Genomic DNA, 22823 nt, shown 5'->3' with positions numbered 1-22823 from the left:
CTCAGCGCCGTCGTCGTCCTCGGCATCACGGGCGCCACGATGAAGGTGGTCAGGAGTGGCGAAGTCCCGCAGGAGCGTCTCGAGGATGTGGTGGGCCGCACGGGCCGCGCCCTGACGGCGCCCCGGCCGGGGCCCCCTTCGAGTTCCTGGTCTCGCACCGCGGGCAGCCCCTGAAGATCTCCGCGGTGGCGGAGCATGACGTCTCCCACGGTGACCAGCTGGTGGTCACCGAGGTCGTGTCGCCGACTCGGCTCCGGGTCACGGGGCAGAGCGCTCGGCCCTGAAGGATTCCGGCTGGCCGGCACCGGGCGGCCGCCCCGGGGCGGAGTGCGACGTCGAGAAGGCCGCCGATGCCAGGACCGGAGGGACGATCTCCGGGAAGAGAGGTGGGTCACCTCCGCGGGGCCGCGGTGCGAGCGGGCCGCCAGACTGGCGTACGATGGACCTCCGGGACGGGTCGGCCGGGCCATCGCGGCGCCGCAAGGCCCCGCCAGCACCAGGGTGTGCGGCGGATAACTGCGACGTCGAGGAACGTCCGGACACCACAGGGCAGGATGGTGGGTAACGCCCACTCGGGGAGACCCGCAGGCCAGTGCCACAGAGAACAGACCGCCCGCTGAGCCGCCTGAGGCGTGCGATGCGGGCAAGGGTGAAACGGCGGTGTAAGAGACCACCAGCGCGGCAGGTGACTGCCGCGGCTCGGCAAACCCCATCCGGTGCAAGGTCGAACAGGATGCGTCATCAGGGCGGCCCGCCCGAGCATCCGGGTTGATCGCTCGAGGCCCGTGGCGACACGGTGCCCAGATGGATGATGGCCGCCGCACCATGGTGCGGCACAGAATCCGGCGTACAGGCCGGCCCGTCCCACCACGTCCCGCCCGCCGATCCCGGCTGGCGGGAGTGTGCTGCATCACATCCGGCCGCTGCGGCGGACCCTGCGGCATTCGTCGCCGTGACGACGCTCTAGACTGGAACCAGGAACGCTTCGACCACCCGCCCGGCGACGACACCGCCGACGCGAGGCCTCCGCCCAGGACAATGACGTCTTCACGGAAGGAACCAGACTGTGCCGAACCCCGCTGACGAACATCTCCAGCAGTGGATCGACCGGGAATCGATGGCCGAGGCCATGATCCCGCTGATCGGACGGCTCTACCGCGAGAACAACGTGGTGACCGGAATCCACGGACGGAAGCTCGTCAACCAGTCCGCCATCGACATCCTCAAAGCCCACCGTTTCGCCCGCCAGGTGGACGAGACTGAGCTCCCGATCTCCGAGACTCTCCCGCTGGTGGAGGCCCTGACGGCCCTGGACCTCGGGGCCGCCAGCGTGGACATCGCCCGGCTCAACGCCCGCTTCAAGGCCTCGGGCTCCGCCGACCTCACCGAGTTCCTGCGCCGGGAGCTGGCCGAGGTGGTGGGGCGCGGCGGCGAGGGCGGCTCCGAGCCGCGAGACGTCGTGCTCTACGGCTTCGGTCGCATCGGGCGCCTGCTGGCCCGCATCCTCGTCAGCCGCGCGTCCTCCGCCTCCGGGCTGCGGCTTCGGGCGATCGTGGTCCGCCGCGGCTCGGAGAACGACCTCGCGAAGCGTGCCTCCCTGCTGCGCCGGGATTCCGTGCACGGACCCTTCGCCGGCTCCATCCGTCTCGACGAGGAGAACCAGGCGATCATCGCCAACGGCACCTACATCCAGGTGATCTACGCAAACGACCCGGCTGCCGTGGACTACACAGCCCATGGCATCCAGGACGCCGTGGTGGTGGACAACACCGGCCGCTGGCGTGACGAGGAGGGGCTCAGCCAGCACCTGCAGGCCGAAGGGGTCTCCCGCGTCCTGCTGACCGCTCCTGGCAAGGGGGACATCAAGAACATCGTCTTCGGCGTCAACCACGGTGACATCGCCGAAGAGGACCGCATCCTCTCCGCCGCGTCCTGCACGACCAACGCCATCACCCCGGTGGCGAAGCTCATGCACGAGGCCTATGGCATCGACCATGGACACGTCGAGACGGTCCACTCCTACACCAACGACCAGAACCTCATCGACAACTTCCACAAGGGAGAACGGCGCGGTCGGTCCGCAGCGCTCAACATGGTCCTGACCGAGACCGGCGCGGCCAAAGCGGTCGCCAAGGCGCTTCCTGAGCTCTCCGGAAGACTCTCCGGCAACGCGATCCGCGTGCCCACCCCGGACGTGTCCATGGCCATCCTCAACCTGGAGCTGGAGCGGGAGACCACCAAGGAGGAGCTCAACCGGTTCCTGCGCCGGGAATCCCTGGAAGGGCCGCTGCACAAGCAGGTGGACTACATCGACTCCGCCGAAGTCGTGTCGACCGACTTCGTCGGAACCCGTGCGGCCGGCATCGTGGACGGCCTGGCCACCATCGTCAACGGTCGCCAGGCGATCCTCTACGTCTGGTACGACAACGAGTTCGGCTACTCCGCTCAGGTCATCCGCACCCTCGAGCAGATGACCGATGCCGCCCCGGTGAAGTACCCCCGCGTCGAAGAGCTGGCCGCCACGCCGGCCTGAACGCGGCTCCGCGGCGACGCGCGCCGTTCCGCACCGCCCCTGCAGCGCCCCTGCACGCGGCGCCGAACGTCGGAGGGCATCCGTATGACAGAGGCCCCGGCGGCGGGATCCGGACCTGGATCCTGCCGCCGGGGCCTCTGCCGCGGGCCGTGCTCTGCCGCAGCTGAGTCGGCGCTCAGCCGCGGGTCAGCTTCCGGTGGGTCACCCGGTGCGGGCGGGCCGCGTCCGGACCGAGACGGTCCACCTTGTTCTGCTCGTAGGACTCGAAGTTCCCTTCGAACCAGTACCACTGGGCGGGATTCTCCTCGGTGCCCTCCCATGCCAGGATGTGAGTCGCCACCCGGTCCAAGAACCAGCGGTCGTGGGAGATCACCACGGCGCATCCCGGGAAGTTCAGCAGGGCGTTCTCCAGCGAGCCCAGCGTCTCCACGTCGAGATCGTTGGTGGGCTCGTCCAGCAGCAGCAGGTTGCCGCCCTGCTTGAGGGTCAGCGCCAGGTTCAGTCGGTTGCGCTCACCACCCGAGAGCACGCCGGCCTTCTTCTGCTGGTCCGGCCCCTTGAATCCGAACGCCGAGACATAGGCGCGCGACGGCATCTCGACGTTGCCCACCTTGATGTAGTCCAGGCCGTCCGAGACGACCTCCCAGAGCGACTTGTCCGGGTCGATGCCGGCGCGAGACTGATCCACGTAAGAGATCTTCACGGACTCGCCGACGGTCAGCTCACCGCCGTCGAGGTCCTCGAGGCCCACGACAGACTTGAACAGCGTCGTCTTGCCCACACCGTTCGGGCCGATGACCCCGACGATCCCGTTGCGCGGCAGCGAGAAGGACAGCCCGTCGATGAGCTGGCGGTCCCCGAAGGCCTTCTGCAGACCCTCCGCTTCGATGACCTGGGTGCCCAGGCGCGGCCCGGGCGGGATCTGGATCTCCTCCAGGTCGAGCTTCTTCGTGCGCTCCGCCTCGGCGGCCATCTCCTCATAGCGCGCCAGACGAGCCTTCGACTTCGTCTGACGGCCCTTCGCGTTGGAGCGGACCCAGTCGAGCTCCTCGGAGAGTCGCTTGGCCAGCTTGGCGTCCTTCTTGCCCTGGATCTCCATGCGGGCGCGCTTCTTCTCCAAGTACGTGGAGTAGTTGCCCTCATAGGGGTAGAGCCGACCGCGGTCGACCTCGCAGATCCATTCGGCGACGTGGTCCAGGAAGTACCGGTCGTGCGTCACGGCGAGCACCGCGCCCTCGTAGTCGGCGAGGTGCTGCTCCAGCCACAGGACGGACTCGGCGTCGAGGTGGTTGGTGGGCTCGTCCAGCAGCAGAAGGTCCGGCTTGGACAGCAGGAGCTTGCACAGCGCCACACGACGACGCTCACCACCGGAGAGGTGGGTGACCGGTTCGTCACCGGGCGGGCAGCGCAGGGCGTCCATGGCCTGCTCCAGCTGGGAGTCCAGGTCCCAGGCGTTGGCCGCATCGATCTGCTCCTGGAGCTTGCCCATCTCCTCCATGAGCGAGTCGAAGTCGGCGTCCGGATTCGCCATCTCGTCGGAGATCTCGTTGTACCGCTGGAGCTTCCCGTAGATCTCGCCCACGCCCTCCTGGACGTTGCCGAGCACGGTCTTCTCCTCGTTCAGCGGGGGCTCCTGCATCAGGATCCCCACCGAGTAGCCCGGAGAGAGTCGGGCCTCACCGTTGGAGGGCTGGTCGAGGCCCGCCATGATCTTCAGGATCGTCGACTTCCCCGCCCCGTTGGGGCCCACGACGCCGATCTTCGCGCCGGGGTAGAACGACATCGTGACGTCGTCGAGGATGACCTTGTCGCCCACTTTCTTGCGGGCCTTGACCATGGTGTAAATGAACTCTGCCATGCCCTCCAGGCTAGTCGGCCGGGGGCCTGTTCGCCCAATGCTTCGGGGAGTCGGCTCAGAACGGGGCGGCGACAGGCTCCTCCTCGGAGTCGTGGCCGTCCCATGCGGAGGGACTGCCCTCCACCTCCTCCGCCGCGGCCGACAGGGCTCGGAGGTCCTGCTCCGGGTCGGCCGGAGAGGTCGGGCCGCTGGCAGCGCCCCAGCCGGCGGAGGAGTCCGCCTGTTGTCCTCCCAGTCGGGTGAAGGAGCTGGTCCCGAAGGTCAGGTCGTGTCCCACGCCGTCGGCGTCGATCTCCACCGAGGTGCCTCGCTGACCGGTGTCGTTGGACCACTGCCGCACCTTCAACCTCCCCGTGACGAGCACCGGGTCGCCCTTGGCCAGGGTGGAGTGGACGTTCTGGGCCAGGGCTCGGAAGCTGGTGACGGTGTACCAGTTGGTCTCGCCGTCCACCCATTCGCCGCGCTCCCGGTCGTAGCGTCGAGGAGTGGAGGCCAGTCGGAAAGTGGAGATCGGCAGGCCCTTGTCCGTGGTGATGTGTCGGATGTCGTTGCCGATGAAGCCTCGGACGGTGATGGTCTCGGTCATGGTGTCCTCCTGGAATGGTGTGCTGACCCTGCGGGCCGATCGTCTGGGGTCCCCGCTGGCGGGGCGGGCTGTCCGCGGTGACGGACCCGTGTCCGGGTCGTCGTGCCCGGTCACGCCAGTCTGCGCGGAGAGCAGCGGCCTCCGCGAGGGAACCGAAGAGCCCTGTGGAGACCCCGGCGTGTCGAGCGCAGGGGCAGGTCGCCTGTGGAGGAGAGAAGTCGGTAGACTGGTCCATCGGACTGGAGGGGAACCGCCGCACCGACCGCGCGTGGACGTGCCGTGGTGACCGACCAGTGCCAGCCTCGGTAGCTCAGGGGATAGAGCAGCGGCCTTCTAATCCGCCGGTCGGGGGTTCGAATCCCTCCCGGGGCGCTTGACGCGTTCACAGAGATGGCAGCTGGCCGCCGTGATGACGGCGGCCTCTTTGCTGTACCTGGCACATTCGCTGCTGCGGTTCCGCAACTTCGAGGCCAAGGGCTATGACCTGGGCATCTTCGACCAGGCGGTGCGTCAGTATGCGCTGTTCGAGGCGCCGATCGTGCCGATCAAGGGCGAAGACTTCCACCTGCTCGGGGATCATTTCCACCCGATCATCGCCTCCCTGGCCCCGCTGTACTGGATCTGGGGCGACCCCCGCATGCTGAACGTCGCCATGACGGCGCTGTTGGTCTCCACCGCGGTCCCGGTGTACCTGGTGGTCAGATCCTGGTTCAGTCACGGTCCGGCCATCCTCAGCGCGGCCGCGGTGCTGCTCTTCTGGCCGTTCCAGGCGATGGTCAACTGGGACTTCCACGAGATCGCGTTCGGTGTGCCGCTCATCGCGTGGGTGATCTGGGCCATGGAACGCCACCGCCCATGGCTGGCGGTCGGGCTCTCGGCCGCGCTGCTGCTGGTCCGCGAGGATCTGGGCGTGACCCTGCTGGCGGTCGCACTCGTGCTGGCGATCCGTCGTCTGTGGCTCCCGGCGGCCGTCACCGCCGCCCTGGGCGTACTGGGATTCTGGTTCGCCACGGAGGTCGTCATCCCGCACTTCTCTCCGGCGGGGGAGTTCGGATATTGGGAGTACACCGCTCTGGGCGCCTCGGCGGGGGCCGCGGTGGTGTTCATGCTCACCCAGCCTGGCACGCCGTCGCAGTCCTGTTCGACCACCCCCTGAAGGTGGGCCTGTGGCTGCTCCACTTCCTCCCGCTCTGGCTCCTGCCCTTCGTCTCCCCGTATGTGATCATCGGGGCCCCCATCCTCCTGTCACGCCTGTTCAACGACAGGCTCAACGTCTGGGCCCCTGTCTACCAGTACGACGCGATCCTCGCCCCGGTGTTCCTGCTCGCCGCCCTGGACGTCGTCCGGCGGATCGCAGGCCGCACCGGTCCGCGCGCCGGACGGCGGATCGCGGTCGCCCTGCCGTCGACGGTGCTGGCGGTGACCCTGGTGGGCACGTTGCTCTTCCCCCAGGTGTTCCCCTTCCAGCGGACGCTCACCGGGGACAACTGGACCATGACGGACCGGGCCGAGGCCCACCTCCGTGCGGTGGATCGGATCCCCGACGGTGTCTGTGTCGAGGCAGCGGACACCGCCGTGCCCCATCTGGTGGACCGGACGAGGGTCGGGCTCAACGGCACCACGGATGAGGATCGCCTGATGTGGCTCATCATCGATGACCGTGTCGACGAGCTGGGCGGCAGTGACCCGCTGACTCCTCAGGAGGCCTTCGCCCGGGCGGACCGACTCGGCTTCGAGCCGGTGATCGAGGACGATGAGGGCCTGTGGGTCTTCACCCGCGAGGTGGGGGAGGACGCTGCGGCCGGATGTGCGGACTATCTCCGGCGCTGAACTGGAGGATGGGCCACGGCGCTCCGAGCCTGCCGTCCGGATGGCCGAGAGCGGTCCGTCTCCCGATACTGGCGCGACGCAGGGCGCGCGGAAGGCCGCGGCTCAGGCACAATGGAGAGAGCCGTCGTGACCAGAGTCGGACGGCTGACCGGAGCTCCGGTCACCTGCACCGCATCAGCCGCCCACGGAGGACCAGCATCTTGGCCACCGCCACCACCACGCTCCCCTGCGGAGGGCCCTCGCCGCTCCGCATCGTGATGGTGAGTCTGCACACCTCTCCGCTGGCCCAGGCCGGCGCGGGCGATGCCGGCGGACTCAACGTCTACGTGAACTCGCTGTCCCGGGCCTTGAGGGCCGCCGGGGTCTGCGTCGACCTGGTCACCACCGGTGACGACGACGACCACGTGCGCCTGCTCGACGACGGGAGGCGGGTCCACCAGCTGCGCGCGGGAGGACCGGGCGGCAAGAATCGCCTCGTCGACGATGTCGAGTCCCTCGCCAGGCGCGCGCTGCGAAGCCTGGCCGCCGTCGACGGCACCGAGGTGACCACGGTGCACTCCCATTACTGGATCTCCGGCCTGGCCGGCACCCTGATGGCGCGCAGACTGCAGGTGCCGCTGGTCCATACCATGCACACGATCGGCGCGGTGAAGCAGGAGTGCGATCCGGCGGCGACGGAGGACCACCGTCGCGACGCGGCCGAGGCGGCCATCGCACGCTCAGCGGACGCCCTGACGGCGAACACCGCCCGCGAACGTGACGACCTGGTGCGGCTCTTCGGCGTGGAGGCGGAAGACGTGACCTCGGTGCGCCCCGGCGTCGACCTCAGCGTCTTCCACCCGCCCGAAGGCGAGGACCCCCGCCTCAGCCTGGAGGGCCGACCTCTGCGGCTGACCTTCGCCGGACGCCTGCAGCCCCATAAGGGCCCGCAGGTCGCCGTGGAGGCGCTGGGACTGTTCCGCAGGGTGATGCCTGACACTCCGGTGGAGCTCACAGTGGCGGGTCGCCAGAGCGGCGACGATGCCCTGGACATCGGGCGACTGGCCGCCGACCACGGAGTGGCGGATCTGGTGCGCACCACAGACCCGCTGCCGCACCCCGAGCTCGCATCCCTGTTCCGCGACTCCGACGCTGTGCTGATGCCCTCCTACAGCGAGTCCTTCGGGCTGGTGGCCTTGGAGGCGATGGCCTGTGGGACCCCGGTGTTGGCTCATGACGTCGGTGGGCTCTCCGAACTGGTCACCCACCGCCGGAGCGGCCGGCTCATCAGGTCGCTGGACCCCGCGGCATGGGCGGAACAGATGCGCTGGCTGGTCCTCCACCGGCGCGCCTGGGAGCGGTACAGCACGACGGCGGCCGTGCGAGCCGAAGAATACTCCTGGGCGGCGACGGCGACGGCGAGCCTGCGCCTCTACCGCAGTCTGAGCCCAGCCTCGGCCTTCACCGGATGAGGCGGCGCATCATGCCAGGCGACGCGCCGGAGAAGCGGGCGAGACAGCTCATCGGGTGAAATAGCGGGAGGCCCATGTGCTGCCATACTGCCGCTCAAGACGACGTTGGGTGCGTGAACTGCGCACCATCGACTGCTGGACGCGCTCCTGGATGCGCGGCTTCAGTCCGTGGGGACGACGCACCATGCCCTCCTGAGCCACGGTGGCCACCAGGGCTCCGTCACGGGTGTAGATGGCGCCCGCACCCAGTCCGCGCGAGCTCTGGGCGCTCGGGCTGCGCTGGATGTAGAGGAGCCACTCGTCAGCGCGCGCCTCCCGGTGCCACCACATCGCGTGGTCCAAGGAGGCCACCTTCATCCCCGGCTTGGCCCAGTACAGCCCGTGGCGTCGCAGGACCGGCTCCAACAACGTGTAGTCGGAGGCATAGAGGATCGCCGCCCGGTGGACGTTCGGATCGTCCGGCAGCGGGCCGCGGGTGCGCATCCACACCGCGTTGGCGGCCCGGGGCAGCGTGTCCTCCTCCAAGTAGATGGGGCGGTCCACATGACGGATCTCGAAGGGCCTGCCGTGGGCCCACTCCTGCATGACAGGGTGCTTCACGTGCCCGACGAGCTCATGCGGGGCGGCGAGCTCCTCCGGTCCGGGGATGTCCAGCGGCATGTCCTGCTGATGCGTCGGCCCCGGGGACGGCCGCTGGAAGGACGCGATCATCGACAGGATCGGCCGCCCGTCCTGATATGCGTGGCTGCGTCGGGCGGAGAACGAGCCCCCGTCGCGGAGCCGCTCGACGCCGATCTCGATCGGTTTGGTGGCATCACCGGGGCGGAGGAAGTATCCGTGGACGGAGTGGATGACTCGCTCCGGATCCACGGTCCTCATCGCGGCGATCGCCGACTGGGCGAGCACCTGACCCCCGAAGACTCGCCAGAAGGCCTGGTCGAAGACCGGTCCCAGGAAGAGATCCTCTGCGCCGGGCTCGCCGTCGGCCGGGACGAGATCCTCGAGGTCCAGCATGCCCACCAGACGGTCCACGGCTTCTGCGGGGGTGGGGACGCGGTACGGACGCTCAGACATGGGACCTCCGGAGGGGGCGGGCTGGTGGGGAGGGCGGCACAGGATGGTACCGGCTGGTACGGGGCGGGACTGAACACCACTCTACCGAGCGCAGCGCGTGGTCAGCGGCAGGCTCTGCGGGGCGGCCCCGTGAGCCGCTGCGGTGTGTCGGTGACGGTGAGCGCCCCGTGCGGACATGCCCCGTCACAGACCTCCACGGGGACCGGTCCCCGAAGCGGCAGATGGAAGAATGGCCGCCATGACGAGCACCCCCGGACCCCGTTCGCCCGACCCCTCCTCCGCGCGCGCCTCTGAGGAGCCGCGGGAGCTGCACTTCGCGGAGGCCGTGGCCCTGCAGGACCTGCACACCTATATCCGGCGTGCCCGCCGGATCCAGGAGCAGGGCGTCCGGCTGCAGGCCGTGGGCACGGTGCTGGCCGCCTGGGTGCCGGTGATGACGCCCAGCTCCTTGGTGGGTCGACTGCCTGCGGTGCTGGGGCTGCGCACCATGGCTCTGACCCGGTCGTCCCGAGCCGACGTCACCGTGGAGCTGAGCGCGATCACCGAGCGTCTCGCCCGGATGAACCCGGCGGAGACCGTGCTGCCGCTGCCGCCGAGCCGGCTGAGCGTGCGTGGGCCGCCGTGACGCCCCCGCGCACGGGATGGCAGCCCCTGGGGGAGCTGGAGGACGACGTCGTGCGTGCCGCAGCCGAGCACGGCATCGCGGAGATCGCCCGGACCGTGCCGGAGACGGCCGGCGCGGCGGTCGTGGAGCAGGTCCGTGAGCGGGTCTGGGGCCGCAGCCTCGCTGAGACTGCGGCTGAGTCCACCGCGGGCGCCTCCACGGACGATGTGCAGGCCGAGTCGGCACCTGCGGATCCCGCTGACGGCCCCGCTGCGTCCGAGGGGACGGCGGCCTCGGCAGCGGCGCAGGCGGTTCCGGCCGGTGCGGCGTTCGGTTCTCACGCGCTGAACTTCCTGAGCCCGGAGGCCTCCGGCGGGCGCACCGCCGTGCACGGTCTGGGTCGCTGGCTGCGCCTGAGCTCAGCCGGTGGTCATATCTTGTGCCGCCGGACCGGGATCTGAGCGGCGGCGCGGTTCACGCCGCGGCATGATTCAGCTGTTGACCATGGAGTGGGCCGCCCGCTCCAGGTAGTCCCAGAGGATCTGTTCATGCATCGGGGACAGGTCTGCGGCCTCCACCGCTCGTCGCATGTACCGCAGCCAGGTGTCTCGCGCCTGGGCATCGACGCGGAAAGGCATGTGGCGCATCCTCAGTCGCGGATGGCCGCGTTCGGCCTGGTAGGTCCGGGGCCCGCCCCAGTACTGCTCGAGGAACATCAGCAGCCGGCGCTTGGCGGGCTCGAGGTCCTCCTCGGGATACATCGCGCGGAAATCGGGGTCCTCGGCCACCTGGTCGTAGAAGACGTCGACGATCCGCTGGAAGGTCTCGTGGCCGCCCACCTCCTCGAAGAAGGACTTCTGATCCGGGGACGGTGCAGGGTCACCCATCGGCAGTCCTCCGGGTGCGGGCAGGTATCCCATGTCGGCACTGGCGGGACGGGAGGACGCCGTCGCCGCATGGTCGGAGGACGATTCTCCTTCGGCGGAGGGCGGCTCCGTGGTGGGCCGTTCCGTCGACGGGAGGCCGCTCACCTGCGACGGGGGGCGTCCCACCGGACGGACTGTGGCGATCGGAGCACCGAGGCGGCGCGAGAACTGGGGACGAGGGGCCCGATCCTCCGAGCCCTCGCGTGCGGACCCCTGAGGTGCGGAAGCCTCGGGTGGAGTGGATCTGCTGGGGGAGGTGCCGCGGTCGAAGGCGCCGGTGGACCGGAACGGGGACACCGGTTCATGGGTGACCGGGAAGTTCACGCTCCGGGCGATGAAGCACCGCTCGGCGGCCTCGGCATGCAGCTGATCGGCCCGTGCGCGCCGGCTCTCATCGGCCAGCGTCACCTCGGCGCGGAGGACTGCCGCGGTGATCTCCCCGGAACCGTCGCCGTGGACCCGAAGCTCGGCCGTGCCGTGCACGGTCATCGCGGTCACCACCACACCCGCCGCGGCGGCCGCGTGCAGATAGGAGAGGGTATGGCACTGTGCCAGGGCGGCGAGCAGAAGCTGCTCCGGGTTCCACCGTTCAGCGTCGCCATGGAAGGCCCGGGCCGCGGACCCCGTCAGCGGAGGCGGGGACTCCAGCCCGCGCGAGGACTCCCGCTCGCTCAGCACCGCTGTGACGGTGTGCTCGCGTCGGTAGTCTCGGGGCCCGGTCGTTCCGCCGTCGTCACTCCAGGCCACCTCCACCCGGAAGGTGTGCTGGTCGATCTGCATGCTCTCCCCATCTGTGGTGCCTGTGCCTCTCACGATACCGTCCGTCGGGCAGGCTCCCCTCGCGGCGCAACGCGTTCCAGGACGAGCGCGATTTCCTCATAGGATGTCATCGGCGCCACAGCACCAGGTGGCGTCGATGAGTCGCCCGCCACCTGACGTCCCTCGAGAGGAACACCGCCTGACATGCGCGTCCACATCGCCACCGACCACGCCGGCATGGAGCTCTCCGCCCACCTCGTGAAGCACCTCAGCGCCCAGGGCTACGAGATGATCGACCACGGTCCGCAGGAGTATGACGCGCTCGACGACTACCCGGCGTTCTGCCTGCGCGCCGCCGAGGCTGTGGCCGAGGACCGTCGCCAGGGCATGGACTCTCTGGGCATCGTCTTGGGCGGCTCCGGCAATGGGGAGCAGATCGCCGCCAACAAGGTCCGTGGCATCCGGGCCGCGCTGGCCTGGAACCTGGACACGGCCCGGCTGGCCCGCGAGCACAACGATGCCAACGTCGTGGGGCTCGGCGGCCGCCAGCACAGCGTCGCGGAAGCCACCGAGATCGTCGAGGCGTTCCTGACCGCCCAGTGGACCGACGAGGAGCGTCACGCGCGCCGGATCGGCAAGATCACCCGCTACGAGGAGTCCGGCGAGATCGTCGACTGAGCACCGACGACTGAGACGAGCTATGCCTGAAGGACACACGCTGCACCGGCTCGCCCGGCAGATCGGCGACCTGTTCGTGGGCAGGATGTGGAAGGTCACCTCGCCGCAGGGCCGGTTCGCCGCGGGCGCGGCCCTTCTGGACGGACGTGCCCCGGAGCAGGCAGAGGCCTGGGGCAAGCACCTCTTCGTGCGCGTCGGCCACCACGTCTGGCAAGTCCACCTGGGCCTGTACGGGGCGTTCAGCTTCCGGGGGGACGAGTCCTTCGACGGCGCCGCCACACTGGGCGCACCCCGTGCCGCCGCGCAAGCCTGGGACATTCGGCGCGACGACGACGGCTGGATCGTCCCCACCGCTCCGGAGGGCGCGGTCCGAGCCCGGATCCGCTCTCCTCACGGATGGGCAGATCTCCGCGGACCGTCGAGGTGTGCGGTCCTCACCGCCGAGGAGCACCGCGAGGTGATCGCCCGGCTCGGTCCCGATCCGCTGCGTCAGCCGGAGGGGGCGACCCTCGATGACATGATCGAGAGCTTCGCCGGACGCCTGGCTCGACGTCGGACCCCGCTGGCCGCCGCGCTGATGGACCAGAGTGTGATCGCCGGGGTCGGGAACATCTATCGGGCGGAGTCGCTTTTCCTGGAGCGCCTCGACCCGGACATGCCCGCACGACAGCTCCCGGCGGAGCAGGCCGCCGCGCTGTGGCGCCGACTCACCGACCAGCTGCGGGACGGAGTCCGGGAGGGCGTGATCCGCACGGTGCGGACCCCGGATCCGCCGCCGTCCGAGGCCACGCATGACTATCGGGTCTCCTCGCATCCGGAGGCAGAACGTCGCCACTGGGTCTACCGGCATCACGGGACCCCCTGCCTGCGGTGCGGAGAGGCCATCGCCGCCCGAGAGCTCCAGGGTCGCACCCTCTATTGGTGCCCTGGCTGCCAACGGTGACCGGCCTGCGGGCGCGGGCGGAGTCGAGGCGCGGCGGCGCGCTCCGGCAGGCCCGGGCCGAATGCGTGGGCGGTCGCCGATTCCCGTAGAATCACTGGTGACCCTCTCGAAGGGTCTGTTGTGTCCTGCCCCTGGCCGGCGACGTCGGCCGATCCGTGAGGAGAACCGTTCCCCGTGTCCGAGAACGCAGTGTCCGAGAAGATCACCATCACGATCGACGGCGAGGCCACCGGCATCGCGCCGGGCACCACCGGGATCACCCTCTTCGCGGACCAGGCGACGACTGTGGTGATGCGTGTCGACGGAGAGGTCTGGGACCTGTCGCGGGAGATCCCGGCCGGCGCCGTGGTCGAGCCGGTGGACATCAGCGAGCCGGAAGGGCTCGACGTCCTGCGGCACTCGACCGCCCACGTCATGGCCCAGGCCGTCCAGCAGCTCTTCCCCGGGGCCAAGCTGGGCATCGGTCCCTACATCACGGACGGCTTCTACTTCGACTTCGACGTCGAGGAGCCGTTCACGCCGGAGGATCTGAAGAAGATCGAGAAGGCGATGCAGAAGATCGTGAAGTCGGGGCAGACCTTCGAACGCGAAGTGGTCGACCTCGCCGAGGCGAAGCGGCAGATGGCTGAGGAGCCCTACAAGCTGGAGCTGCTCGGCGGCGACGGAGGCGGGTCCGCGGACGGGGCCGACGTCGAGGTCGGGGGCGACGTCATCACGATCTATCACAACGTGAACCGCAAGGGGGAGAAGGTCTGGGCGGATCTGTGCCGGGGGCCTCACCTGCCCAGCACGAAGCTCATCGCCAACGGGTACGCCGTCATGCGTGCCGCGGGCGCGTACTGGCGGGGCAAAGAGACCAACCCTCAGCTGCAGCGCCTCTACGGCACCGCCTGGCCGACGAAGGACGACCTCAAGGCCTATCAGGAGCGCCTCGCCGAGGCCGAACGTCGGGACCACCGTCGGCTCGGTCGTGAGCTGGACCTGTTCAGCTTCCCCGAGGAGATCGGCTCCGGCCTCTCCGTCTGGCATCCCAAGGGAGGGCTGGTGCGCGGGATCATGGAGCAGCACGCCCGTGCGCGGCACCTGGAGTCCGGGTACACCTACGTCTACACCCCTCACATCTCCAAGGCCGATCTCTTCGCAACCTCAGGTCACCTCGCCAACTACCAGGACGACATGTGGCCCGCCATCCACATGGACGAGGAGCGTGACGACGAGGGCACCATCACCAAGCAGGGCCAGGACTACTACCTGAAGCCCATGAACTGCCCCATGCACATCCTCATCTACAAGGAGCGGGGGCGCAGCTATCGGGACCTGCCGCTGCGGTTCGCGGAGAACGGCACCGTCTATCGCAATGAGCGTTCGGGGGCCCTGCATGGCCTGACCCGCGTGCGGGGGTTCACCCAGGACGACGCGCATCTCTTCGTCCGGCAGGATCAGCTGGAGGACGAGGTCACCAAGGTGGTCGAGTTCGTCGTCTCGCTGCTGCGTGACTTCGGCCTGGACGACTTCGAGCTGGAGCTGTCCATGCGGGACGACGAGAAGGACAAGTGGGTCGGCTCCGACCAGTTCTGGGAGGACGCCACCCAGGCGCTGCGCAATGTGGCGGTGACCTCGGGTCTGAAGCTGACCGAAATTCCGGGGGAGGCGGCCTTCTACGGCCCGAAGATCGACCTGAAGGTCACCGACGCGATCGGGCGGAAGTGGCAGCTGTCCACGGTGCAGGTGGACCCGAACCTTCCGGAACGCTTCGGGCTGGAGTACGCCGCGGAGGACGGCACCCGACAGCGCCCCATCATGATCCACCGGGCCCTGTTCGGATCGATCGAGCGGTTCTTCGCCATTCTGCTGGAGCACTACGCCGGAGCCTTCCCCGCGTGGCTGGCGCCGGTCCAGGTCCGAGGCATCCCCGTGGCCGAGCCGTTCAACGACTACCTCGGCGAGGTCATCGACAGGCTCAGGGCCGCCGGCGTGCGCGCCGAGCTGGAGGACGGCACCGATCGGTTCCCGAAGAAGATCCGCACCGCCTCCAAGGACAAGATCCCGTTCGTGCTCATCGCCGGTGGTGAGGACGCCGACGCGGGCGCGGTGTCCTTCCGCTTCCGTGACGGCAGCCAGGACAACCAGGTGCCGGTCGACGAGGCCGTGGCGCGCATCCTGAAGGCCATCGAGGACCGTGAGGCCTGAGCGGCCCGTGGTGGACCAGGAGCACGACGCCGACACCACGCCCGACCCGGCGGAGGACGACTTCTCCCTGGCCGGGGTGCCGGACGCGTTCCAGCGCCTCTGGAACCCGCACCGCATCGCGTACATGCGCCGCGGGCAGGACCAGGTCTCGGGGACCTCCGACTGCCCCTTCTGCACCGCGCCGGGGCGCGCCGACGAGGATTCCCTGATCGTGCACCGCGGCACGACCTGCTACGTGCTGCTCAACCTGTACCCCTACAACCCCGGCCACCTCCTGGTCTGCCCCTACCGGCATGTGCCGGACCTGACGGACCTCAGCGCCGCCGAGTCCGAGGAGTTCACCCGACTGTCCCAGGTGGCGATGGTCGCGCTGCGGACCGTCGCGGCACCCGGCGGGTTCAACCTGGGGCTCAACCAGGGCAAGGACGGTGGAGCCGGGATCGCCGCGCACCTGCATCAGCATGTGGTGCCCCGGTGGGGCGGCGACGGCAACTTCCTGCCGATCATCGCCCAGACCAAGAACATGGCCCAGACGCTGGGGGAGACCCACCGCATGCTCCACGACGTCTGGGACGAGGCCGCCCGGGCCTTCGCCGCAGATCAGGCACAGACGGAAGGGACGTCCGGTGAGGCCGGACAGGAGCAGGACGCCTGATGCTCAACAGGTATGCGAGAGGCCTTTTCGGCGCCCTGTTCACCCCGGTCGCGAAGCTGCTCATGCGTGTGGGGCTCACGCCCAACATGGTCACCGTGATCGGCACCGTCGGGGTGGCCCTCGGCGCCCTGGTCCTCTACCCCCTGGGGGAGCTGTTCTGGGGCACCGTGTTCATCACGCTGTTCATCTTCTCGGACCTGATCGACGGACTCATGGCTCGCATGTCCAGCCGGTCCTCGCCCCTGGGCGGGTTCCTGGACTCCACCCTGGACCGGGTGCAGGACGGAGCTGTCTTCCTGGGTCTGCTCATCTGGTTCTTCACCGGAGGCGACCAGCCCTGGATCGGTGTCGCCGCCGCGGCCTGCCTGCTGCTGGGGGGCCTGGTGCCATATGTGCGCGCCAAAGCCGAGGCGATGGGCTACACCGCTGATGTCGGCATCGCCGAACGTCCCGAGAGGATGGTCCTGGCCCTGGTGTTCACCGGTTTCACGGGTCTGGGGCTGCACTCCTCGGTCCTGCTCGTCGTGCTGACCCTGCTGGCGGCGGCCTCGGCCGTCACGGTGGTCCAGCGCATCCTCTCCGTCCGACGGCAGGCCGATCAGCAGAATCGCTGACTCTTCGACTCACCGTCGGTCCGGCTCCGGGTCGGGAACGTCAGGCGGGCGGTGTCATCCCGAGGCTGCGCAGCAAGGGGGCGAGCGTGGGCTCCCGCCCGATCGCGTGCCGGAATGACTCCTCCAGCTCTCGGGTATCGCCGCGGCGCAGCAGCTCGGCGCGGAATCGATCTCCGGCCTTCCGCAGCGCACTCTCGTCGTCCATGACCGTGCGGAACCACTCGGCGGCGTCGGCGGCGAGGACCTGCGCCCAGAGATAGGAGTAGTAGCCGGCCGCGTACCCGGATCCGGCGAAGATGTGCTTGAAGCAGCCCGTGCCGTAGCGCGGCGGCACCAGGGGATGGTCCAGCCCCCACGCGGCCAGCGCCTGGTCTTCGAACCCCTCCGGATCCCTGGCCGCCTCCTCGGCCTGCTCGGGACTGAGAGTGTGCCAGACGAGGTCCAGGACGACGGCGGCCAGATGCTCCACCATCGAGGCTCCACGGCCCCAGTGGGGGTCGGCCCCGGGGTGGAGATGCGATCCTGACGCCGGGGACGGGCGCCACAGGTCGGCGAAGACCTCGTTGACCTGAGAGGGGAACTCCACGGCATCGCGCGGCACGGCAGTGCCGGAGAGGGCCTCGAACTCGGCCTCGGCGAGCAGCCCGTGCAGCGCGTGGCCGAACTCGTGGAACAGGGTCTTCTGCTCGGCACGAGTGACCTGCGCCGCCTCGCCGTCGGCTGGGCGTGCCAGGTTCAGGCAGTTGATGACCACCGGACGGGATCCGGTCAAGGAGGACGCCACGGAGAACGAGTTCATCCAGGCGCCGCCGGCCTTGGTGGGACGAGCGAACGGATCCAGCAAAAACAGGCCCAGGACGGCGCCGTCGACGTCGCGGACCTCGAAGCTGCGGGCCCCGTCGACGAACCCCGGAAGGTCCGTCCGCTCGTGGACCTGCAGGCCGTAGACCCGGCGGGCGGCGGCGAACACCCGTCCGAGCGCCTCCTCCAGAGGCAGGGAGCGTCCGCGGGCGGGCCCGGGGCGTCGTCGCGTCCCTCGGCTGCACCGCGGGCCGCCCGCTCTACGGCGGCGATCCCATAGGTGAGGTCCCAGGGCCGCAGGCTCGTCGAGGACGTCCCCGGCGGCGCGCAGATGCTCCTCCACGACCGCGAGCTCCTCGGCCAGCCGACGCCGTAGCCCCGGCGATGAGCGGCCGCAGCATGTCCTGGACGGCGGAGACGTCCGACGCGGTGCGCAGCGTCAGCACCGCGTCCAGGTGATGGTCATGACCCAGCAGCCGTGCCCGCCGCGCCCGCAGCACAGCGATATCCGCGCCGATCTGCCGTGTGGTGCGCCCGTCGTCGCCTGGCATGCCGCCGCGTTCGAAGGAGGCGAGGTGAAGACGACGCCGGGTCTGACGATCACGCAGCACCGCCAGCGCCGGCTGCTGCACCGGCATCCCGAGCCGGAGCAGGTGCCCGGCGTCATGGCCGGCGGCGCGCGCGGCCTCTCGTGCCGAGGAGAGCACAGCGTCGTCGAGCCCCACCAGCTCATCGGCGGAGGCGACGTAGACGGCGGACTCGGCGGCCTCAGCCCGTTGCAGGCGTTGATAGGCGGTCTCCTCGGCGGCGATCTTCCGGTTCAGCTCCCGCAGGCGTTCCTGGTCGGTGCCGGAGAGTCCCGCACCGGCGGCCTCAGCCTCCGCGAGCAGACGGTGCAGCATCCGACGCTGCTCCGCGGTGGGGGAGACCGCCCCGGCGTCGATGCGTTGGGCAAGCTCACGCAGTCGGTGGTGCAGTCCGGGGTGCAGCTGCACCCAGTCTCGGTGGGCGGCCATCTCGGGGGCCCAGTGTGCCTGGACGTCCTGCAGGTCCGGGCCGGCGTCCGCGGAGAACACGCAGGAGAACGCGCGCTGAACGCGCCGCAGTCTCCCACCGGCCCGCCCGACGGCTCGCAGGGATCGTCGACGTCGGCCGGAGCGCCCCGCGCGGCGATCTCCTCGAGCTCAGCCTTCTCCTCGGCCACCCCCGCCCGCAGCGCCGGCAGCCAGTCGCCGGGGGAGACACGACGCAGATCCGGGTGCTGGTGGTCCAGCAGGAAGCCGTCGCCGAAGGGATCGTGGGGGGAGCCGGCGCCGTCGGGCCGGGAGCGGACTCGGACCTGGCCGGTGTCCGGATGGGTGACCTGGGAGGCGTGCGTCAAGGCTTCGGCCTTCCTCTCGTGGCGACGGTAGGCTGGTGTCCACACTACGTGCCGCACGTCATGGTGGCGTGCATTCCGGAACCCTGACTGACGAGATCGGAGAACTATGGCCGGCCACTCCAAATGGGCCAACACCAAGCACCGCAAGGCTGCTGTGGACGCCAAGCGCGCCAAGATCAACGCCCGCTACATCAAGCAGATCGAGGTCGCGGCGCGCAACGGCGGGCCGGATCCGGCGGGCAACCCGGCGCTGGATCTCGCCGTCTCCAAGGCCAAGAAGAACTCGGTCCCCAACGACAACATCGACCGGGCGATCAAGCGCGGGGCAGGTCTGACGGGCGATGCGGTGGAGTATGAGGAGATCATGTACGAGGTGCGTGGCCCGCAGGGCTCGGCGCTGCTCGTGGAGTGCCTCACGGACAACCGCAACCGTGCTGCCTCGGAAGTGCGTGTGGCGGTGACACGCTCGGGCGGCACCGTGGCGGATCCCGGGTCGGTGGCGTACATGTTCCAGCGCAAGGGCGTGGTCAGCGTGCCGAAGGAGGGGCTCACCGAGGATGACGTGCTCGCCGCGGTCCTGGAGGCAGGCGTCGAGGAGGTCATCGAGCACGCGGAGACGTTCGAGGTGCAGTCTGAGCCGCAGGATCTGCAGGAGGTCGTCAAGGCGCTCGAAGACGCAGGACTCGCCGTGGAGTCGGACGAGGTCGAGTTCGTCTCTGACGTGAAGGTGGACCTCGACCTCGACGCCGCCAAGAAGTTCCTCAGGCTGCATGATGCGCTCGAGGATCTCGACGACGTCCAGAACGTCCACACCAACGCGGACCTCAGCGCGGACACGCTCGCCGCGCTCGACGCCGAGAGCTGATCGCCGGGCTATGGCGTCAACGGTGCCGGTGAGGGGCACGGCCGGGACCTCACGGGTGGCCCAGCGGATCCTCGGCGTCGATCCCGGGCTGACCCGCTGCGGCTTCGCCGTGGTGGAGATGCACCGGGACCGCACCGGCGAGTCCGTGCACGTGGAGGTCACCGGAACCCGCTCGGACCAGGATCTGGCGGAGCGCATCTTGGCGATCCAGCGTGCCGCCGAGGCCCTGCTGGACACCTATGCTCCGGACGTGCTGGCCATCGAGCGGGTGTTCGCCCAGAACAACGCTCCCACCGTGGTCGGCACGGCGCAGGCCTCGGGGGTGGTCATCGCCGCCGCCGCCGCACGGGGCATCCCGGTGGCCTGGCATACACCCTCGGAGGTCAAAGCGGCGGTGACCGACGACGGTTCCGCCGACAAAGCCGCCGTGGCTCGCATGGTGCAGCGGATCCTGCGGCTCCCCGCCCTGCCGAAGCCCGTCGACGCGACCGACGCCTATGCGGTGGCCATCTGCCATGCCTGGCGGTCCGGCATCGGCACGCGCCATGACATGGCGGCCGGGACCGGACCCACCAGGGGGCGCGGACGGCTCTGCAGCGGGCTGCAGACGCTGGCACCTCGGGGATGACACCGGCCCAGCGTGACTGGCAGGAGGCCGAGAGGCGCGCCGGCGGCGGAGCGTCCGGGCGAGTCGGCCCGGGCAGCGCGCGACGGGGGCGGTAGTCTGTTCGAAGATGTGTACGAACGTCGATGCGGCGGCGGACAGAACAGCGGACAGGACGGGTGAGCGATGATCTCTTCGATCCGGGGCGAGGTGCTCCACGTGGGGCTCGATCATGCGATCGTTGAGGTGGCCGGGTTCGGCCTCGAGGTCACGGCCACCGCGCAGACGTTGGGAGAGCTGCGGCTGGGCCAGGAGACCCGGCTGCAGACCTCGTTCGTGCCGCGCCAGGACGACGCCCCGCTGCTCTTCGGCTTCGCCGACGGCGGCGAGCGGGAGATCTTCACCACTCTGCTGGGGATCTCCGGGGTCGGCCCTCGGCTGGCCCTGGCCGTGCTGAGCGTGCACAGTCCGGCCGCGGTGCGTCAGGCGATCGCCGACTCCGACACCGCCGCCTTCACGAAGGTTCCCGCATCGGGAAGAAGACCGCTCAGCGGATCCTGCTCGAGCTCGCCGGCAAGCTCGTCGTCGAACCGGCGGACGACCCTGCGACCCCCGCACCGTCCGGAGCCGATGAGGTCACGGGGCAGGTCCAGGAGGCGCTGAGCTCGCTCGGCTGGACCGAGAAGGACGCCCGAAGCGCCGTCGAGCAGGTGCTGCGTGATGAGCCGGAGCTGGCGCAGGCCGAGGTGCCGGTGGTCCTGCGGCACACCCTGCGGATGCTCGGTTCTGCCGGGGGGAGCGGCCGATGAGCACGGAGGATCCCCGCGAGCTGGTCGGGACGGCGCCTGCGGCCGAGGAGAAGGCGCTCGAGGCCGCGCTGCGGCCGAAGACCCTGCAGGACTTCGTCGGTCAGTCCACGGTGCGCGGGCAGCTCTCACTCGTGCTGGAGTCTTCGCGGCTGCGGGGAGCGGCGGCCGACCATGTGCTGCTGTCCGGCCCACCGGGGCTCGGGAAGACCACGCTGGCGATGATCATCGCCGGCGAGATGAATGCCGCACTGCGCATCACCTCCGGCCCGGCGATCCAGCATGCCGGCGACCTCGCGGCCATCCTGTCCTCGCTCACCGACGGGGAGGTGCTCTTCATCGACGAGATCCACAGGATGTCGCGACCAGCCGAAGAGATGCTCTACATGGCCATGGAGGACTTCCGGGTCGACATCATCGTCGGCAAGGGAGCCGGCGCCACGTCGATACCGCTGGAGCTGCCGCCGTTCACCCTGGTGGGCGCCACCACGCGCGCGGGGCTGCTGCCGGGCCCGTTGCGGGATCGCTTCGGATTCACGGGGCATCTCGAGTACTACTCGGCCGACGAGTTGGAGCGGGTTCTCCGGCGCTCGGCCGGGATGCTGGACATGCAGGTCGACGACGCCGGGTTCGCGGAGATCGCCACACGATCACGCGGGACCCCGCGCATCGCGAACCGACTGCTGCGACGGGTGCGCGACTGGGCTCTGGTGCACGGGGTGCCCCTGGTGGACCGTGAGGCCGCCGGTCAGGCCCTGGACACCTACGAGGTGGATCGGCGCGGTCTGGACCGTCTGGACCGCGCGGTGCTCCATGCCCTGTGCACCACGTTCCGCGGCGGTCCGGTGGGTCTGTCCACGCTGGCGATCCTCGTCGGGGAGGAGACGGAGACGGTCGAGACCGTCGCCGAACCGTACCTGGTGCGGGAGGGGCTGCTCGCCCGTACGCCGCGGGGCCGCATCGCCACGGAGGGAGCCTGGCGCCACCTGGGCCTGAAGCCGCCCGAGTCCGCTGACAGCGGACGGGAGGCCGTGTCCTCGGGGGATCCGCGCTGGGACCTCGGCGACAGCTGATAGTCTGTCGCGTTGAACGACTCCACGGCGGCGGTCGAGCTGACCAGGCTCGGCGCCTTCGCGGAGCTGCCCATCGATCGAACAGATTGGCCCACAGGTGAACGAACCACACGTCATGGCAGTGCAGCAGGCTCACGCCGCGGCAGGAGGTGATCTCTGATGGATCCCTTCCTTCTGATCATGATCGCGATCCTCGCGCTCTTCATGCTGATGACCTTCCGCCGCGGGAAGAAGATGCGTGATGCACAGTCCGCCGCGATCAGCGGTGCTGTGCCGGGCGCGGAGGTCGTGACGGCCGGCGGAGTCGTCGGCACCGTCGTCGCCCGCGACGAGGAGAAGCAGCGGGTGACCCTGGAGTTCTCCGGCGGAGACCGCGTGGACTTCCAGCTCCCCGCCGTCCAGCATGTGGTGACTCCGGCGGCGTCGCCGGAGGACCCCGCTCCGGAGTCCCCTGAGTCTCCGGAGTCAGAGGAACGCTGACCAGTTCCCTTTTCACAGCCCGCCACCGCACCGGTGAGCGGGCTGTGGTGTTGACGGGGCGGGACGGCGTGACCGCGCAGCGCCCCTCGACGCACCCGACGAGCGGAAGGTT

General features: G+C 69.7%; 21 protein-coding genes, 1 tRNA gene, 1 other RNA gene and 2 pseudogenes. 18 read left to right on the top strand and 7 right to left on the bottom strand.

Annotated elements, in window-relative coordinates:
- Positions 1-453 precede the first annotated feature (453 nt).
- Positions 454-866: RNase P RNA component class A (rnpB, locus tag BCY76_RS00485), an RNA gene on the top strand.
- Between the two features lie 200 nt (positions 867-1066).
- Positions 1067-2533, top strand: a complete 1467-nt coding sequence (locus tag BCY76_RS00480) for a glyceraldehyde-3-phosphate dehydrogenase (RefSeq protein ID WP_083277475.1) — start codon at positions 1067-1069, stop codon at positions 2531-2533.
- A gap of 175 nt (positions 2534-2708) precedes the next feature.
- Here the strand turns inward: BCY76_RS00480 and ettA are convergent, their stop codons facing one another.
- Both ettA and ssb read right to left on the bottom strand, forming a co-directional pair.
- Positions 2709-4391, bottom strand: coding sequence for an energy-dependent translational throttle protein EttA (gene ettA / locus BCY76_RS00475; protein ID WP_085437043.1), 1683 nt, complete (start codon positions 4389-4391; stop codon positions 2709-2711).
- 55 nt (positions 4392-4446) lie between these two features.
- Entirely contained in the window at positions 4447-4977 is a 531-nt protein-coding gene (ssb, locus tag BCY76_RS00470) for a single-stranded DNA-binding protein (protein WP_070159964.1), read from the bottom strand.
- 299 nt (positions 4978-5276) lie between these two features.
- Between ssb and BCY76_RS00465 the strand changes: the two genes are divergently transcribed.
- The 4 genes from BCY76_RS00465 (at position 5277) to BCY76_RS00455 (ending at position 8258) form a co-directional block, all read left to right on the top strand.
- Positions 5277-5349: transfer RNA gene (locus tag BCY76_RS00465), tRNA-Arg, on the top strand.
- 1 nt (position 5350) lies between these two features.
- Positions 5351-6133: a DUF2079 domain-containing protein gene (locus BCY76_RS19775; RefSeq protein ID WP_272896800.1), complete on the top strand. Its 783-nt coding sequence runs from the start codon at positions 5351-5353 to the stop codon at positions 6131-6133.
- A 2-nt stretch (positions 6134-6135) separates the two neighbouring features.
- On the top strand, positions 6136-6807 hold the full coding sequence (locus BCY76_RS19770; protein WP_272896799.1) for a DUF2079 domain-containing protein: 672 nt from the start codon (positions 6136-6138) through the stop codon (positions 6805-6807).
- 200 nt (positions 6808-7007) lie between these two features.
- Positions 7008-8258 carry a glycosyltransferase gene (locus BCY76_RS00455; protein ID WP_170922532.1) on the top strand — a complete coding sequence of 417 codons (1251 nt, stop codon included), beginning with the start codon at positions 7008-7010 and terminating at the stop codon, positions 8256-8258.
- 48 nt (positions 8259-8306) lie between these two features.
- On the opposite strand, the gene BCY76_RS00450 is transcribed toward BCY76_RS00455, so the two are convergent.
- Complete coding sequence (locus BCY76_RS00450) at positions 8307-9332, bottom strand: acyl-CoA thioesterase (protein ID WP_070159962.1); 1026 nt, start codon at positions 9330-9332, stop codon at positions 8307-8309.
- A gap of 238 nt (positions 9333-9570) precedes the next feature.
- Between BCY76_RS00450 and BCY76_RS00445 the strand changes: the two genes are divergently transcribed.
- The gene (locus BCY76_RS00445) at positions 9571-9957 is read left to right on the top strand and encodes a hypothetical protein (protein WP_139827541.1); all 387 of its coding nucleotides are present in this window, start codon (positions 9571-9573) and stop codon (positions 9955-9957) included.
- A complete protein-coding gene (locus BCY76_RS00440) occupies positions 9954-10397 on the top strand; it encodes a hypothetical protein (RefSeq protein ID WP_070159958.1) in 444 nt (147 codons plus the stop codon). Before BCY76_RS00445 ends, BCY76_RS00440 begins: the two co-directional genes overlap by 4 nt.
- A gap of 30 nt (positions 10398-10427) precedes the next feature.
- Here BCY76_RS00440 and BCY76_RS18410 read toward each other — a convergent pair whose 3' ends face one another.
- Both BCY76_RS18410 and BCY76_RS18405 read right to left on the bottom strand, forming a co-directional pair.
- Positions 10428-10823, bottom strand: a complete 396-nt coding sequence (locus tag BCY76_RS18410) for a globin (protein WP_070159986.1) — start codon at positions 10821-10823, stop codon at positions 10428-10430.
- Between the two features lie 354 nt (positions 10824-11177).
- Positions 11178-11642: pseudogene (locus tag BCY76_RS18405) on the bottom strand (OsmC family protein); the annotation flags it as partial.
- 183 nt (positions 11643-11825) lie between these two features.
- Here BCY76_RS18405 and BCY76_RS00430 point away from each other — a divergent pair.
- From BCY76_RS00430 to pgsA, 5 genes are all read left to right on the top strand, one after another.
- The gene (locus BCY76_RS00430; protein WP_070159956.1) at positions 11826-12299 is read left to right on the top strand and encodes a ribose-5-phosphate isomerase; all 474 of its coding nucleotides are present in this window, start codon (positions 11826-11828) and stop codon (positions 12297-12299) included.
- A 22-nt stretch (positions 12300-12321) separates the two neighbouring features.
- Entirely contained in the window at positions 12322-13242 is a 921-nt protein-coding gene (locus BCY76_RS00425) for an Fpg/Nei family DNA glycosylase (protein ID WP_070159954.1), read from the top strand.
- Positions 13243-13416: 174 nt separating this feature from the next.
- Complete coding sequence (gene thrS / locus BCY76_RS00420) at positions 13417-15432, top strand: threonine--tRNA ligase (protein WP_396954328.1); 2016 nt, start codon at positions 13417-13419, stop codon at positions 15430-15432.
- Positions 15433-15442: 10 nt separating this feature from the next.
- Positions 15443-16087 (top strand): HIT family protein, encoded by a 645-nt coding sequence (locus tag BCY76_RS00415; RefSeq protein WP_237089881.1) that lies wholly within the window; start codon positions 15443-15445, stop codon positions 16085-16087.
- Complete coding sequence (gene pgsA / locus BCY76_RS00410; RefSeq protein WP_070159951.1) at positions 16087-16701, top strand: phosphatidylinositol phosphate synthase; 615 nt, start codon at positions 16087-16089, stop codon at positions 16699-16701. The genes BCY76_RS00415 and pgsA overlap by 1 nt, the downstream gene beginning before the upstream one ends.
- A 40-nt stretch (positions 16702-16741) precedes the next feature.
- Here the strand turns inward: pgsA and BCY76_RS00405 are convergent, their stop codons facing one another.
- Together BCY76_RS00405 and BCY76_RS00400 are read right to left on the bottom strand one after the other, a co-directional pair.
- Complete coding sequence (locus BCY76_RS00405; protein WP_272896798.1) at positions 16742-17845, bottom strand: M3 family metallopeptidase; 1104 nt, start codon at positions 17843-17845, stop codon at positions 16742-16744.
- The gene (locus BCY76_RS00400) at positions 17763-18578 is read right to left on the bottom strand and encodes a M3 family metallopeptidase (RefSeq protein ID WP_139827540.1); all 816 of its coding nucleotides are present in this window, start codon (positions 18576-18578) and stop codon (positions 17763-17765) included. The genes BCY76_RS00405 and BCY76_RS00400 overlap by 83 nt, the downstream gene beginning before the upstream one ends.
- Positions 18579-18989: 411 nt before the next feature.
- Between BCY76_RS00400 and BCY76_RS00390 the strand changes: the two genes are divergently transcribed.
- The 5 genes and pseudogenes from BCY76_RS00390 (at position 18990) to BCY76_RS00370 (ending at position 22711) form a co-directional block, all read left to right on the top strand.
- Positions 18990-19748: a YebC/PmpR family DNA-binding transcriptional regulator gene (locus BCY76_RS00390; protein ID WP_070159944.1), complete on the top strand. Its 759-nt coding sequence runs from the start codon at positions 18990-18992 to the stop codon at positions 19746-19748.
- 28 nt (positions 19749-19776) lie between these two features.
- Positions 19777-20376, top strand: coding sequence for a crossover junction endodeoxyribonuclease RuvC (ruvC, locus tag BCY76_RS00385; protein ID WP_237089876.1), 600 nt, complete (start codon positions 19777-19779; stop codon positions 20374-20376).
- Between the two features lie 162 nt (positions 20377-20538).
- A pseudogene (ruvA, locus tag BCY76_RS00380) lies at positions 20539-21161 on the top strand (Holliday junction branch migration protein RuvA).
- Entirely contained in the window at positions 21158-22231 is a 1074-nt protein-coding gene (gene ruvB, locus BCY76_RS00375) for a Holliday junction branch migration DNA helicase RuvB (protein ID WP_070159942.1), read from the top strand. Before ruvA ends, ruvB begins: the two are co-directional and overlap by 4 nt.
- A gap of 159 nt (positions 22232-22390) precedes the next feature.
- Positions 22391-22711, top strand: a complete 321-nt coding sequence (locus tag BCY76_RS00370; RefSeq protein ID WP_070159940.1) for a preprotein translocase subunit YajC — start codon at positions 22391-22393, stop codon at positions 22709-22711.
- Positions 22712-22823: the final 112 nt, after the last annotated feature.

Source organism: Nesterenkonia sp. PF2B19 (genome assembly GCF_001758425.2).
GTDB classification, from domain to species: Bacteria; Actinomycetota; Actinomycetes; order Actinomycetales; family Micrococcaceae; genus Nesterenkonia; species Nesterenkonia aethiopica.
Note: the sequence above shows the minus strand (reverse complement) of the source record. Positions and strands in the feature narration are given on the sequence as shown.